The organism is Vibrio sp. Vb1980, assembly GCF_033338615.1.
In the GTDB taxonomy this organism is placed as follows: Bacteria; Pseudomonadota; Gammaproteobacteria; order Enterobacterales; family Vibrionaceae; genus Vibrio; species Vibrio alginolyticus.
The window spans coordinates 316,923-331,395 of sequence record NZ_JAWOSZ010000001.1; the positions used below are offsets into that span (position 1 = coordinate 316,923).

General features: G+C 45.6%; 15 protein-coding genes and 2 pseudogenes. 11 read left to right on the plus strand and 6 right to left on the minus strand.

The genetic code is table 11. The features are described 5' to 3' along the window. The first annotated feature begins 178 nt into the window (after positions 1-178). Positions 179-638, plus strand: a pseudogene (locus R7F64_RS01400) (GNAT family N-acetyltransferase). A gap of 34 nt (positions 639-672) precedes the next feature. Here the strand turns inward: R7F64_RS01400 and R7F64_RS01405 are convergent. Continuing rightward, positions 673-1,185: pseudogene (locus tag R7F64_RS01405) on the minus strand (DUF2799 domain-containing protein). A gap of 259 nt (positions 1,186-1,444) precedes the next feature. On the opposite strand from R7F64_RS01405, the gene R7F64_RS01410 reads away from it, so the two are divergent. The 4 genes from R7F64_RS01410 (at position 1,445) to R7F64_RS01425 (ending at position 5,428) form a co-directional block, all read left to right on the plus strand. Continuing rightward, positions 1,445-2,155 (plus strand): response regulator, encoded by a 711-nt coding sequence (locus R7F64_RS01410; protein ID WP_158173245.1) that lies wholly within the window; start codon positions 1,445-1,447, stop codon positions 2,153-2,155. After that, positions 2,155-3,597: a two-component system sensor histidine kinase CreC gene (gene creC, locus R7F64_RS01415; protein ID WP_318057629.1), complete on the plus strand. Its 1,443-nt coding sequence runs from the start codon at positions 2,155-2,157 to the stop codon at positions 3,595-3,597. The genes R7F64_RS01410 and creC overlap by 1 nt, the downstream gene beginning before the upstream one ends. A gap of 75 nt (positions 3,598-3,672) precedes the next feature. After that, positions 3,673-5,013 carry a cell envelope integrity protein CreD gene (gene creD, locus R7F64_RS01420; RefSeq protein ID WP_318071387.1) on the plus strand — a complete coding sequence of 447 codons (1,341 nt, stop codon included), beginning with the start codon at positions 3,673-3,675 and terminating at the stop codon, positions 5,011-5,013. Continuing rightward, complete coding sequence (locus tag R7F64_RS01425) at positions 5,000-5,428, plus strand: DUF2809 domain-containing protein (RefSeq protein WP_158173243.1); 429 nt, start codon at positions 5,000-5,002, stop codon at positions 5,426-5,428. Before creD ends, R7F64_RS01425 begins: the two co-directional genes overlap by 14 nt. A 238-nt stretch (positions 5,429-5,666) precedes the next feature. Here R7F64_RS01425 and R7F64_RS01430 read toward each other — a convergent pair whose 3' ends face one another. Further along, on the minus strand, positions 5,667-6,341 hold the full coding sequence (locus tag R7F64_RS01430) for a fructose-6-phosphate aldolase (RefSeq protein WP_053304029.1): 675 nt from the start codon (positions 6,339-6,341) through the stop codon (positions 5,667-5,669). A 258-nt stretch (positions 6,342-6,599) separates the two neighbouring features. On the opposite strand from R7F64_RS01430, the gene R7F64_RS01435 reads away from it, so the two are divergent. Further along, positions 6,600-7,541 (plus strand): glycyl-radical enzyme activating protein, encoded by a 942-nt coding sequence (locus R7F64_RS01435; protein WP_158173242.1) that lies wholly within the window; start codon positions 6,600-6,602, stop codon positions 7,539-7,541. A 2-nt stretch (positions 7,542-7,543) separates the two neighbouring features. Then, positions 7,544-9,982, plus strand: coding sequence for a formate C-acetyltransferase/glycerol dehydratase family glycyl radical enzyme (locus R7F64_RS01440; RefSeq protein WP_318071388.1), 2,439 nt, complete (start codon positions 7,544-7,546; stop codon positions 9,980-9,982). Between the two features lie 84 nt (positions 9,983-10,066). Here the strand turns inward: R7F64_RS01440 and R7F64_RS01445 are convergent, their stop codons facing one another. Beyond that, positions 10,067-10,612 carry a TetR/AcrR family transcriptional regulator gene (locus tag R7F64_RS01445; protein ID WP_064369613.1) on the minus strand — a complete coding sequence of 182 codons (546 nt, stop codon included), beginning with the start codon at positions 10,610-10,612 and terminating at the stop codon, positions 10,067-10,069. 98 nt (positions 10,613-10,710) lie between these two features. Here R7F64_RS01445 and R7F64_RS01450 point away from each other — a divergent pair, with 98 nt between their 5' ends. From R7F64_RS01450 to R7F64_RS01465, 4 genes are all read left to right on the plus strand, one after another. Then, the gene (locus R7F64_RS01450) at positions 10,711-11,184 is read left to right on the plus strand and encodes an HPP family protein (protein WP_064369614.1); all 474 of its coding nucleotides are present in this window, start codon (positions 10,711-10,713) and stop codon (positions 11,182-11,184) included. 138 nt (positions 11,185-11,322) lie between these two features. After that, on the plus strand, positions 11,323-11,538 hold the full coding sequence (locus tag R7F64_RS01455) for a TIGR02450 family Trp-rich protein (RefSeq protein ID WP_005374999.1): 216 nt from the start codon (positions 11,323-11,325) through the stop codon (positions 11,536-11,538). Positions 11,539-11,650: 112 nt separating this feature from the next. Continuing rightward, positions 11,651-12,028 carry a PH domain-containing protein gene (locus R7F64_RS01460; protein ID WP_005386881.1) on the plus strand — a complete coding sequence of 126 codons (378 nt, stop codon included), beginning with the start codon at positions 11,651-11,653 and terminating at the stop codon, positions 12,026-12,028. 10 nt (positions 12,029-12,038) lie between these two features. After that, positions 12,039-12,257, plus strand: a complete 219-nt coding sequence (locus R7F64_RS01465) for a DUF6500 family protein (protein ID WP_005375001.1) — start codon at positions 12,039-12,041, stop codon at positions 12,255-12,257. On the opposite strand, the gene R7F64_RS01470 is transcribed toward R7F64_RS01465, so the two are convergent. From R7F64_RS01470 to motA, 3 genes are all read right to left on the minus strand, one after another. Beyond that, on the minus strand, positions 12,254-12,541 hold the full coding sequence (locus R7F64_RS01470) for a hypothetical protein (protein WP_005375002.1): 288 nt from the start codon (positions 12,539-12,541) through the stop codon (positions 12,254-12,256). The genes R7F64_RS01465 and R7F64_RS01470 overlap by 4 nt on opposite strands. A 77-nt stretch (positions 12,542-12,618) precedes the next feature. Beyond that, positions 12,619-13,614, minus strand: coding sequence for a flagellar motor protein MotB (locus tag R7F64_RS01475; RefSeq protein ID WP_005375003.1), 996 nt, complete (start codon positions 13,612-13,614; stop codon positions 12,619-12,621). Continuing rightward, positions 13,614-14,471: a flagellar motor stator protein MotA gene (motA, locus tag R7F64_RS01480; protein WP_005375006.1), complete on the minus strand. Its 858-nt coding sequence runs from the start codon at positions 14,469-14,471 to the stop codon at positions 13,614-13,616. Before motA ends, R7F64_RS01475 begins: the two co-directional genes overlap by 1 nt. Between the last annotated feature and the right edge of the window lie 2 nt (positions 14,472-14,473).

A 14,473-nucleotide genomic window follows, 5' to 3' on the forward strand; every position in this document is an offset into this window, starting at 1 on the left:
ATAGAAATGCAAATGAAGCTCCAACACATGATGTTTTGATATCTGTGCTGGGGCTTTTCTATTATTCAATCGCCTTAGTTTTGTACAAACCTAGGTATCTTTGAGTTTTGGGATGGACATTTAATTTTAAAACATATACTTAAGGTGACTTAGATAGTTAAAAGCCAAGGATGGAAAGATGAGGATTGAAATCGACAATTTAGAACGGTCGCAAGTGATAGCGCTGTTGGAAGGACATTTACAGGACATGTACGCCACGTCACCACGCAGAAAGCGTGCATGCGTTAGATTTAGATAAGCTCAAAGCGCCAGAAGTGACGTTTTGGACCGGATGGAAAGGTGAGCAACTGCTTGGGTGTGCGGCGATTAAAGAGTTGGATGACCAACACGCGGAGCTGAAATCCATGCGCACCACGCCTACGGCAAGAAACCAAGGTGTGGCATCTCAATTATTGATTCATGTGATTGAGCAAGCGAAGCAAAAAGGTTTGCAGCGCTTGAGTTTAGAAACGGGCTCGATGGAGTTTTTTAAACCAGCGCGCCTGTTGTATGAAAAGCATGGCTTTGTGTACTGCGAGCCGTTCGGGGATTACGAACTCGATCCGAACAGTCAATTCATGACCCTAGAACTGAGTTAGGGCCATGAATTTTTAGAAGCTAAATCCAATCGATTTAGAAATTCAGATTCAAGTTGATGGTTGGCGACAAGAGGCTTGAACGCTCGTCAGCCAATCGCTTTCTCTTCTCTTTCAGTCTCTTGGCATTATCTTTGTCTGGATTGCCATCAAGCTGATTATCGATGACCGAGATTTCAGTATCGATTTGTTGGATGCGTTGCTGGCGTTGATATTCTTGATGACCTAACTGGTAGTTCTCAATAAACTCTTTGCTGCTGCATACACCGTAATATTCTTTGCCTTCGATACCGACAGTGTACCCATTGTCTGGTTAGCAATATTGGATAGTGCCTTTATCAAAGCCTTCTTTCCATTTCGCTCGGTCGGGTGTCACACCCGCTTCACCACAGTCTTCGGTATAGCTATTGATAATGTTTGGATCGTTGCCGTCTCGGCCATCTTGATAACCTACGTTGTACCAGTTCGCCGTTTTGCACTCATCCGGAGACATGCTGGCGCAACCTGAGAGCAAAGTCAGTAAAGCCAGGGGGATTAGCGCTCTTTTCATCAGTGACTGTCCTTTAAATAAAATCGAATTGATAACTTGAGTTTAAAATGAACACTGTTCATATCAATGGTTGAAATCATTGTATTCACAATTGTGGTGACTCATTAATCTAAGTGATAAATTTATTATGCTGAATAGAAGTGTGTTTGATTAGTATTATCCACGAACTGCGCCTTTGCTGCATCAATCCACTAGCCTTGGCCCCAAATTAAGTGATAATACCAACATAAAGATAAACACCGTCAATGAGGCTAAGACATTGAGCGAACAACCCACCGTCCTTATTATCGAGGATGAATCTGCTATCGCAGAGAACCTGATTCATGTATTAGAGATGGATGGCTACCACGCAGAGTGGTTTGCAACAGCAGGAGAGGGCTTAGCTTTTTTGCAGCACAACTCCGCAGCGTTACTTGTCTTAGACGTAGGCTTACCGGATGGCAATGGCTTTGAATTATGCAAAACCATCCGTGAGTTTTCTGATATTCCCATAATCTTTCTCACCGCAAGAAGCGATGAAATTGACCGCGTAGTCGGTTTGGAAATTGGCGCGGATGATTACGTGACTAAGCCATTTAGCCCGCGCGAAGTGTTGGCTCGCATTAAACTTCGAATCAAAGCTAAAGCGCCAATGATGGAGGACAAACCAGAGCCTGTAGCTGTTCCAGAACAACCTCATTTGAACCATGATTTAGTTGCGCAGAACTTCGACTACGGTGTTGGCGGGCAAATGCTTGGGCTGACCGCGGTGGAGTTCAAGATCCTCGATAAACTGATTTCTGTCTCTTCCAATGTATTGAGTCGAGAGCAACTTATGATCGCGGCAGACATGGCGCCAGAGGCTGCATATGAGCGTAATATCGATACCCATATCAAAGCCATTCGCAATAAGTTGAAGCCGTTTGAGATGTCTGAACGCATCTGTACCAAACGTGGCTTTGGTTACTTTTACTGCATTAAAGGTGAATGATGAATCGCTGGCCGAAGATCCCGCTTGGACTCAGACTGTTTTTTCTCTACTTCATCTTAGTCGGGATGACGGCTTACATGGTGAGCAAAACGGTTGTCCAAGAACTTAAGCCAACCGTGCGCCAAACTACCGAAGAGACGCTAGTGGATATGGCGAACTTACTCGCGGTATTGGCGGAAGAAGACGTCGCGAATGACAAGTTGTCTGAGAGTCGCTTCTCCAAACTATTAACGGCTTATGGACAGCGAGAGCCTCAAGCGCGCATTTGGGAAATCGTTAAAAAAGCGATTAACCATCGAATTTACATTACCGATAAACAAGGCATTGTGATTGCGGATTCTTGGCAGCAAGACGTAGGCAAAGACTACTCGCAATGGAACGATGTGTATCTCACGTTGCGTGGTCAATACGGCGCGCGCAGTACCATCGAAGACCCGAAAGATCCACTCTCAACCGTTATGCATGTTGCTGCGCCCATTTACCACAAAGGTGAAATCATTGGCAGCGTGACGGTGGCAAAATCCAATCGCTCAGTACAACCCTTCATCGACATTTCTAAACGCAATGTGCTGTTTTGGATGGTGTGGATGAGTGGTTTAGTGCGCCTGGCAGGGGCATTGTTTGCTTGGCGAATTCACTCGGCACTGAACAAGCTAGAAGACTACGCGACTAAAATGGGTGAGGGTGAAAAGGTCTCTAAGCCGACATTTCGTATCTTTTATGAGTACGGCACGCTAAGTGATGCATTAGAGAAAATGCGCAATCAGCTCGATGGTAAGCAGTATGTGGAAGAGTATGTACAGACGCTGACTCATGAGCTGAAAAGCCCGTTATCAGCGATTAAAGGCGCGAGTGAAATATTGCAAATGCCGTTGCCTGAAGAAAAGGTCGCGCGCTTTGCTGGTAACATCGAGCGAGAAAGCGATCGTATGCAGTCATTGATTGATAAGTTGCTAGAACTTGCTCGTCTTGAAAAGCGCCCTGAGCTAGAGCAAGTCGAAGCTATCTCGCTAGAACAAATGGTCAATGAAGTGGTTGAGTCGGCGGATGCGCGTTTGAGTGCTAAGTCGGTCACTGCCAAAATCCAAATTGATGACCATCTCTCCGTACTTGGTGATGCCTTCTTACTGAAACAAGCCGTTTTTAACCTGATGGACAATGCGCTGGATTTTGTTCATTCAGAGGGATGCATTGAATGGAAAACTGAGGTCACGAAAGAAAAGGTGTGCCTGTCGATTTTCAATTCAGGTCCTCACATTCCCGACTATGCAATGCCTCGTTTAACCGAGCGCTTCTACTCCCTCGCTCGGGAAAATGGTGTTAAGAGCACTGGGCTCGGGCTTAATTTTGTTGAGCAAGTGATCAAGCTGCACAAAGGTCAGTTGCAAGTCGAAAACGTCGATGCTGGCGTGAAAGTGACCCTGATTTTACCAACTCCATAGAAACTCCACATTAGCTCCATTCGTTCTCCAAATTGCTGATTTAGATTACTCCCATCAGCAAATGGAGAATGAAACATGAAAAAGATCCTCAATAACCAACTCGGCACGAAGTTCGCCTTCGTGCTGTTTTTGTTTGTCTTACTGCAAATCCCGCTTTCAATGGTCAGAGGGCTGATCTCAGAACGCTCATATCGCCAAGATGAAGTCAGAAACGACATCGCACGCAGCAGCAGCGGCGAACAGCGCATCATTGGTCCATTCATCATGGTTAATTACACCGAAACCAGTTACCGAGATGACAAAGTACAGATTAAAGAGCGTCGTAAATTTCTTTTACCTAGCACTTTTGATATGAGCGCGAATCTGGACAGTTTTGAAAAGTACCGAGGCATTTACCGCGCGCGTTTATACAAAGCACAAGTGGCACTGAAAGGCACTTTTGATGCAGACGAACTCGCGGCGTTGCAGGGGCTTGATATTGACAACATGAGCCTAGTCGTTGGCATTGAAGACAGCCGTGGATTGATTCGTTTGGATGACATGACCATGGCGAGCTCTGAAATCGAAGTCGCACCGGGAACGGGGTTAGATCCGTTACCACAAGGCTTCCACAGTGCTCTGACACTCGCAGACCTAAACCCAGCACAACCTTTGGCATTCGATCTTAACTTCTTGTTGCAAGGGATGGGGCAGCTTCAAGTCACACCAATCGGCAGTCAAACAACGGTTGAACTCTCTTCAACTTGGGCGCATCCAAGCTTTATTGGTGATTATTTACCAGTGTCATCAGAAGTATCTGAAGATGGATTTAAAGCACAGTGGGCGAGCAATAACTTCTCTACCAATATCGCGCAGCTGTTCCAAAGCTGTTTGTCGTCGAATCACGCTTGTCACGAGCTTGAACAGCGACAAATGGGCGTAGATTTGATTGATCCCGTGGACCACTATTTGAAGTCTCACCGAGCCGTGAACTATTCACTATTGGTTATCACATTAGTATTTGCGAGTTTCTTCTTGCTGGAGCTGTTCCAGGCGCGTCCGGTTCACCCAGTACAATACGGTTTTATTGGTCTGGCTTTAGCGCTTTTCTATCTGTTGCTGATTTCGATGAGTGAACACCTCGGCTTCAACTGGGCATATGTGGTGTCGGCAGTTGCATCGACCGGGCTTTTAAGTGTGTACGTGAGCGGTATGTTGAGCAACACCAAACACGGCGCGATGTTCGGAGCGTGTTTGCTCACTCTCTACGGATTGCTATTTGGCTTGCTACAAGCAGAGAGCTACGCATTGGTCATGGGTACATTACTGTGTTTTGCGATTTTGAGCTTCACTATGGTCATTACACGTAATGTCGACTGGTACGCACGAAATAAGAAAGCAGAAGAAAGCGCAAAGGCGAATCATGAAGATGTTTAAACGAGCAATTCTCACTGGTCAGCCAAGCGAAATGATGGAAGAGACGTCCGCTATCCACCTGCAATTTTCTGCAAAAAATGGACTCAAAAGCTTGGTGTGTTTTATCGCATTGGTCGTTATCGCGCTCTATGTTCGAGACAGCTTTATTCGTCCGACAGTTGGTGATGTTCTCGTTGTGGTTTGGCTCTACTACTTTCTTGCAAGCTTGTTCTCCATGCCCGTTAACTGGCTGGTTTCACTGGTGGTGTTGATTGCGTTTGCTGTTGAGTTAGGGCAATTGTTACAGGTCGCGGTTTGGCTTGGTATCGAATCTTCATCGCCTCTGGCTGTGATTTTGGGCGCCACATTTGATTGGAAAGATCTGCTGGCTTACTGCATCGGGGGTCTACTGTGTTGGTGGATGGAAAAGAAATGAAAACCGAGATGAAAGCCATTGCGCTACCAAACCGACTCCGCCATTCCAAACGAGGTATTCGTAAAAGGATCAAAATCAGTTTACTAAAGCGCGTGTACCTTTGGTCACTGACCAATAGAGAACTACTGTAGCGCTACTTCTCTATCTGAAATACAAAAGGGAATCTTAACTCACCGGCGCACAGGGTGAGTTAAGATTCCCTTTATTGTTAACTATGAAGTCTAGCTGCTATTTTTAATTAGCTTTCAAATGAAAGCTTCTCGCCGAACGTCTCTTTCCAGTCTTTATCGAACTGTTCAACCGCCGGTTTTACTGCTGGATGTGCGAACATTTGTGCCGCCACATCAGTTGGCAATGTAATGGCTTCGATGCCCAGTTTCATCACCTCCATCGCTTGTTGAGTATTCTTGAAACTGGCTGCCAAAATCTTCGCTGGTAGTTGGTTTTGATCGAGCAACAATTGAAGATCCGCGACCACTTCAACACCGTTGCCGTTCATCGTATCAATGCGGTTTACGTAAGGTGCTAGGTAGTCTGCACCGCACAGTGCTGCAAGGAAACCTTGTTGAGCTGAATAGATAGCGGTAGCAAGAACCTGAATTCCCTCTTTTTTCATTAGCTTAATTGCAGCTAAGCCTGTTTCTGTTGCTGGCACTTTTACCACCATGTCGTAAGGCAATTCATTCAATTGGCGTGCTTCTGCCACCATGCCTTCGACGGTTGAACTCACTACTTGAGCGTGAAAGCGAGGTGTCCCGCCAAGTGCTTCTTGCATGCCTGCTAGGGTTTCATTCAGTCCCTGTTTTGACTTCGCCAAAATGCTTGGGTTTGTCGTCACGCCTTTTAGCGGTAGGCATTGGTTAAAGCGTTTTACTTCTGCCACATCAGCAGTATCTAAATAAAGTTCGATCATGGTTTCTACCTTAAACAAAATCTTCGTTTTGATGATGGGATCACTATAGATCTGACAATCGAACGAGATCTTGATTTTGATTAATTGAAATTTCATTTGAAACTATAATAATTTCATTAAATGAAAGCTGAGTGAAACTTGTAAACGCTCAAATGAAGCTTTCAGTTCGAACAAAGAAAAACCGCTCATAAGACTTAACCAGTAAGAAAGAAACGAATTAGGTACACAGCGGTAGCACAGACCAAGAGGCAAGCAGAGATGTATTTCAATATCCAACGATTCTCTACCCATGATGGCGATGGCATTCGTTCCATTCTTTTTCTTAAAGGATGCAGCTTGTCTTGCCCTTGGTGTCAAAACCCAGAAAGCCGCAGCGAAAAGCATTCACTGTTGTTTGATCAGCGAAGCTGCATGGAAGATTGCCAGCTGTGCGTTTCTGCTTATCAAGCTACAACTCAAACCACGGCGGGTAGTGAAACGGTGAGCGATGGTATTCAACGTATCGACAACCAGATCATCATTAATCGCAAAGCCATCAAAGAAGACCAACTGATCGCGCTGCGAGACGTCTGTCCTACGCAAGCACTGACTGTCTGCGGTGAAGAGGCAAAATCAGACATGCTGTTCGACACCTTAATGAAAGACAAACCTTTCTATGACCAAAGCCAAGGTGGTGTGACCTTCTCCGGTGGTGAGCCACTCATGCAAGCGGATTTGGTGGCAGAACTCGCACAGCGTCTGCATGACAACCAAGTCTCTACCGCTATTGAATCGTGCATGCATGTGCCGTGGAAGAACGTCGAAAAAGCCGCGCCGCATATTGATTGCTGGTTGGCGGATTTAAAACACACCGACGAAGAAAAGTTTCTTAGCTGGGCGAAAGGTTCACTAAAACGCATCAAAGACAATTTCCGAAAACTGGCACCTATCGCGAAACGCATTGTGATTCGCGTTCCCGTTGTGCCGGGGTTCAATGACACCATCGAAGAGTTGAAAGACATCATCGATTTTGCGGCTTCACTAGAAAGCTGCCAAGAACTTCACTTGCTGCCGTACCACACGCTCGGCATCAATAAATACCGTTTGCTCGATATGCCTTACGAGTGTTCTGATAAGCCATTAAACAAACCAGAACTGCTAGAAAGCGCCATGCAATACGCAAGCGAAAACACCCAACTTAACGTGATTGTAAGAGGTTAACTATGGACCTGAATTACCTTCCTGAGCGTATCAAAGCGCACAAATCGGCACTGGTAAATATCGTAACGCCACCTGTCTGTACCGAGCGTGCAGAGGCATACACTCGTGCTTATCAAGCGAACGAAGACAAACCTGTAATTGTCCAACGTGCGCTAGCACTGCAAGAGCACTTACGCACTCGTACGATTTGGATTAAGCACGATGAGTTAATCGTCGGTAACCAAGCGAGCAAAGTGCGCGCTGCGCCTATTTTCCCAGAATACACTGTACGTTGGATTGAAGCAGAAATTGATGAGCTAGCTGACCGTCCTGGTGCAGGCTTTGCGGTTACTGAAGAAGATAAGCAAAGCATTCACAGCATCACACCGTATTGGCGCGGCAAAACCGTACAAGACCGTTGTTATGGCTTGTTCACTGATGAGCAGCAAGAAATCTTAGCCAGCACCATCATTAAAGCCGAAGGCAACATGACTTCGGGTGACGCACACCTAGCGGTGGATAACGAGAAAATCTTGAAGCTAGGCATGAACGGCTTGTTAGAGGATGTTCGTCAGCACCGTGCTAACAATGATGTTTCGACCTTTGAAGGCTTGAAGAAAGAGCAGTTCTACAAATCGGTCGAAATTGTACTGCTTGCCATTCAAGACCACATGGTGAGCTACGCTGAATTGGCGGCAAAAATGGCGTTAGAAGAGACGCGCCCGCTGCGCAAAGCTGAGTTAGAAAGCATTGCGGCAAACTGTCGTCATGTCGCGAGTGATGCGCCGGAAAACTTCTGGCAAGCACTGCAATTGAGCTACTTCGTTCAATTGATGCTACAAATCGAATCGAACGGTCACTCGGTTTCTTTCGGTCGTATGGACCAATTCCTCAACGAATTTTATGTTCGCGATATCGAAAACGGCACAATTGAGAAAGACTTCGCGTTAGAACTTTTACAGAGCTGCTGGTTGAAACTGCTTGAAGTGAACAAGATTCGCTCTGGTGCGCACTCGAAAGCCTCCGCAGGTTCTCCGCTGTATCAAAACGTGTGTATCGGCGGTCAGAAGTTGAATGAAAAGGGTGAGCCTGAAGACGCAGTGAATCCCCTTTCTTGGGCGATTCTGGAGTCTTGTGGTCAGTTACGTTCGACGCAACCTAACTTGAGTGTGCGTTACCACGAAGGTTTGAACCAAGAGTTCTTAATGGGTTGTATCGAAGTGATTAAGTGCGGCTTCGGCATGCCTGCGTTCAACAACGATGAGATTGTTATTCCTGAATTCATCAAGCTCGGCGTAGAGAAAGAGGACGCTTACAACTACGCATCTATCGGTTGTATCGAGACGGCGGTTCCGGGCAAATGGGGTTACCGTTGTACGGGCATGAGCTTCATTAACTTCGCCCGTATTCTGCTCGCTTCATTGAACGAAGGTGTGGACGCGACAACAGGTAAAGTTTTCTTGCCACACGATAAGTCATTAGCAAAAGGCAACTTTGAGAACTTTGAGCAAGTGACCGCTTCTTGGGCAGAGCAAATCCGCTACTACACCCGTAAATCGATTGAGATTGATACAGTAGTCGACAGCGTACTTGAACAGCAAGCTCAAGACATTTTCTGTTCAACGCTGGTGGATGACTGTTTGGCTCGCGGTAAAACCGTGAAAGAAGGTGGCGCGAAATACGATTGGGTATCTGGTTTGCAAGTCGGTATCGCAAACTTGGGTAACAGCCTAGCCGCCATCAAGCACCTTGTTTTCGATGATGCGCAAATTACTCAGCCCCTTATCTCACAACAACAGCTGGCAAAAGCATTGGCAGAAGATTTCGACGGCATGGAGAACGAACAGCTTCGCCAACGTCTTATCAACTTTGCACCAAAATACGGTAACGATGATGACGCGGTAGACCAACTGCTCGCAGACGCGTACCAAGTGTACATTGATGAGCTAGAGCAGTTCGTTAATACGCGTCATGGGCGTGGTCCTATTGGTGGCGGTTACTACGCAGGTACATCAAGTATCTCGGCAAACGTCCCATTCGGTGCTTCCACCATGGCAACGCCAGATGGTCGTAAAGCGAAAACGCCATTGGCAGAAGGTGCAAGCCCGTCATCTGGCTCAGACCGTTTAGGTCCAACGGCTGTGTACAACTCGGTCGGTAAGATCCAAGCGAATAAGATCCTTGGTGGCGTGCTGCTTAACCAGAAGTTAAGCCCGGCAGCGGTTGAGTCTGAAGGTGATAAGCTCAAGCTCTCTATGTTGATTCGCACCTTTTTCAACCACCACAAAGGTTGGCACGTGCAATACAACATCGTCTCTCGTGAGACCTTGCTAGCTGCGAAGAAGAACCCGGAGCAATATCGTGATCTTGTTGTGCGAGTTGCAGGCTACTCAGCCTTCTTCACCGCGCTATCACCAGATGCGCAAGACGACATCATCGCACGTACCGAGCACGAGCTGTAAGTACACTCACTAAGTAATACGAAAGGCACCGATTGGTGCCTTTCGTTTGAATACTTAATCCGCAAATGACTATACCTGAACGCATTAAAGCTTGTGCAAAATGGTCACGCATTTCTTCGTGACGTTGTCGTACTCTTTCGTCATGTAAGCGGTAGTGATCGCGCCCTCTTTCATGATGCAAATGGCATCGAGTAATGCAGCGTTGTCTGATTTGAGATAGCGTTGAATTAGCTCTCTGACTTGCTGCTTATGGTAGCGGCAATACGTTGCGATCTCGCCACTGTCGTCACTGAATTCCGCGGACGTATTGATGAAAAAGCAACCGCGAAACTCGCCCAACTTTTCTTCAGAGCCATGAAACCAGCCGTTGAGTGCTGTAAATAACTGATCGATCACTTCCGCGCACGTTTGTGCTGAAGAAAGCTTTTCCTCCAACCATTCCATAAATATTTGGTGGCGTTGTTCTAATGCGGCGATGATAAGCGCTTCTTTGCTCTCAAAATGGTTATATAGCGTGCGTTTAGCCACGCCGGAAACATTGAGGACTTCATTGATGCCAATAGAGTTGATGCCTTGTTTGTAAAACAGTGACAAAGCTGTGTCGATCAATAACTGTTTCTTTTTGTTCATAACTAAGTCCTCAAAAAGTTCCATAAACACATATTGACAAAGGTAGACAGGTTTGTCTATTTTATTTTGTAGACAATTCGGTCTACTTTGAGGTGTTTATGAATAATTTAATTTTATCGTTGGTTGCCGGGCTTGGCGCTACGTTGGCTATTGGCGTATTGTCCTACGCAGAGGTATCACTGACGGAGGTTGTACTCCTGATGGCACCATTTGGTGCTACCGCAGTACTGGTGTTTGGGGTGCCAGGCAGCCCTCTTGCTCAACCCAAAAACGTGATCATTGGTCACTTCATTACGGCATCTATCGGTATTGCGTTTAGCCAGTATGTTGACGTTACGCCGGTCACGCTCGCGATTGCGACGGGGCTAGGTGTGTCTGCGATGCTGATTACGAAGACCACTCATCCACCTGCGGGGGCAAATCCAATTTTGATCATGGCGTCTGGGCAGGGATGGAGTTTTCTCTTCACGCCTGTCCTGATTGGCGCGATAGTGATTGTTCTGGTCGGTAAAGGGTTACAGTTGCTACAAAGTCAGTACTTAAACCCTCGATTGAATGGTCAGAAGACCTAGTCGGATTGTAGTTAGAGCCGCGAAAGGGAGTGATCTCTTTTGCGGTTTTATCTTTTGTCGGTTTGCAAAAACAAAATCTGATTCTCTCTTGGTATTCAGTCGTATACATCAACATGGTAGTTAAATTGGTACAATGCGATGAACAGAATCCACCCTAAGAAATTATTGCACAGTAAATGGACGGCAATCTCACCTAAAAACAAAGAGAAGCATTTTGTCGTGACGGAAATGGAACTAGATGAAGATGGTAACGTTGTGAGATGTGTCATCGAGGCAGTCATGAGTAAACGCGACCGAGAGATGAACTGGCAAGACCTAAAAGACTCTGAGCAATGGATGCAAGGGTGGAAGTGAGTGACGCTTCGTTGTTGGGCGAATCAAGCAGAAACGTGCGTTGCGAGTAGGCAAAAGTGGTGCTATCTGATACGTTGATAATTCGTTCTAACGCCCACTCAAAGGATTCATTATGATTGATTTCGACAATTCCTCTGTATTTAAGCTTAAACCGATTGACGTTTCTAATGCCAGAGAAGACTTCCTTAAGTTCTTGATTGATGGTGAGACTATTTTCGCTGCTTTTAAAACAGTTCGCGACCAAGTGGTGTTTACGAACAAGCGCGTGATAGCGGCAAATGTGCAAGGGATTACCGGCTCAAAAGTGGATTACACTTCTTTGCCTTACAGTAAGATCAATGCATTTTCTATCGAGACCTCTGGTACTTTTGATTTGGATTGTGAAATCGAGTTCTTCATGAGTGAGGTGGGAAGAGTGCGTTTTGAAATTAAAGGCTCGTTTGATTTGATTTCTTTCAACCGTATGGTTAGTGAGTATGTACTAGGTTAAGGGATTAGAAATAAGAGCTTCGCTGAGAGACAAAATTATAGAGGTCTGTGACAAAAAGATCGCGAGTAAAGGTGAATTGGTTGGTCTCTCATTTTATGCGTTTTTCGCTAATAAAAATGACGACCCAGAGCTGTTGATGGAAGCGGCTACGTGGTGGATTCAGACTCATCAGCTCGACCACTTCGAAAAAGCAGTAAAAGTAAAATCAATGGTCGAGTCGGGGAGCTAAATTAAAAAAAAGAAGTAAAGAAAGCAGACAAATGCTAATAACGTTGCGGACAAAACAGGGTAGATAATGTAAGAGTCCTGCTTGTTGGTTCGTTGAAAACATAGCGAAACAAGTAAGACGTTATAAACAACAAGTAACAAGCTGATCATGGTTCCGCTGTTTAGTGTCATACTTGATAGCTGAGTTAAGAAAAACGCCAATAAAAGGTAATCGAAGACAATGAGCCATAAAAAGGCTTTCTTCAGTAAGTCGCTTTTTCTTTTTTCGGATGATGTTATGTGCATATAGAACTCAACTAAAAAGTCACAGTAACAGAGGCTTTGGTTAGAGAGGTCACCATCAGAGTGGTGACCTTTTAAGATTATAATTCTTGAATTTTTACTTCGCTGGTGGCGGTATCGCCGGAGTAATTGATGACTTCTTGACGAATGACTGGTTGGTTAAATTCAGCCTTATCTTTCGCTTTTTGCAGTTCACTTTCTTGGTGGTTGCCAAAAAGGGTTTCAAGCACTTTAGCGGCAGGAGTCGTTAAAACAAACAGCTCAATACGACGGTTTTCGCTAGAATCTGGCTCATCAGGATTAAGCAGCGCTCTATCTGACATACCCGTTACCTGCATTACTCTATCGTCCGGCATACCGCCTTCAACTAACGTATTTCTTGCTACGTCTGCTCGAGAGGCTGATAACGCCCAGTTAGATTGACGACCAAAACGCTTTTTAAATGGAATTGCATCTGTGTGTCCGCTGATGATCAGAGGGTTGTTAACACGATGAAATACAGGTGCTAGTGCGAGCAGTAAATCTTCAAAAAAAGGAGTAAGTTCTGCACCACCACGGCTGAACATATGCTGTTTGTAATCATCTTGAAGGACGATACGCAAACCTTGTGGTGTCACCGTGACGTTTACATTTCCCTGCGCATTAATTTGGGCAGTCATTTGCTCAATTACTTTTGCTAGTGCGGCAAGTTGCTCTTGAGTATCGAAGTTACCAGGAATCAAAGAATCAATTTCTGGTCCATCCCCATCACCTTTAAAGTAAGAGCTTACTACATGGTTGGAGTTGTGTTTACTTGGCACAGAAGAGTCCTGTGCCAAGTCGATAGGAGAAATACTTTGTGACGTATCAAATGGGTTGCCGTAACTCTTGTCGAATACGCTTGAACTATGCAAGTGGGCAACAATCGCTTTACGCTCTTCTTTGTCTACCACCTGCATAACCCAAAGTACAAGAAACAGCGCCATTAGGGCGATCATGAAGTCAGCAAACGCGACTTTCCACGCGCCGCCATGAGACGACTCATCATGGCTGTATACTTTGGCACGTTTGAACACTACATGCTCTTGTTTTTGCATTATCCCTCCTGTTCAGCTAACCACTTCTCCATTTGGTTGAATGTTGGTTTGATGTCTAGCTGAATATGTTTACGACCAGCGTCAATGGCGAGCAATGTCGGCTTTTTCGCTACGTAGGCAACCAAGGTTGCACGAACGCACTCAAAAGCAGTCATATTACGTTTTACTCGCTGAGCCATGGCGTTACTTAGTGGATCTAAGCCACAGTAACAACCGAAAATACCAATGAATGTACCAACGAGAGCTGCCGCAACGTGATAACCAATCATAGCGATTGAGCCATCAATAGCTTGCATGGTGATAATGATGCCACCAACTGCTGCAAGAATACCGAAGCCAGGTAGTGCTTCAGCTGTACGCTGTAGTGAGCGTGAAGGTAAAAGCATTTCGTTCTGTATTGCTTCGATTTCTTGCTCTAGCAGTCCCTCTAATTCATGAGGCGACATCTGTCCCATTGCCATTAAACGTAAATTGTCAGTAATGAAAGAAATTAGGCGATGATCTTCTGCGATCGTCGGGTAAGCGAGGAACATAGAGCTTTGCTCCGGAGCCTCAATATGAGAATCCAGAAACTTGTATCCGCGGTTTCTCGCTGTCTCTAGCAAGTTGTTGAGTAGTGCCATTAATTCCATGTAGTACTCATGCTCTTCTGTTGGACCTTTAATGGTCGCTGGCACTTGGCGACGCATTTCTTTCAGTACATGAGGCGGATTACCGATGATCAAAGAACCAGCAGCGGCGCCAATAATGATAAGGAATTCGGCTGGCTGCCAGATAGCACCTAAGCTACCACCGGCCCACATATATCCACCGAAGACGCACACCAGGATAGTGAGCACTCCAAAAAACTTTTGCATCT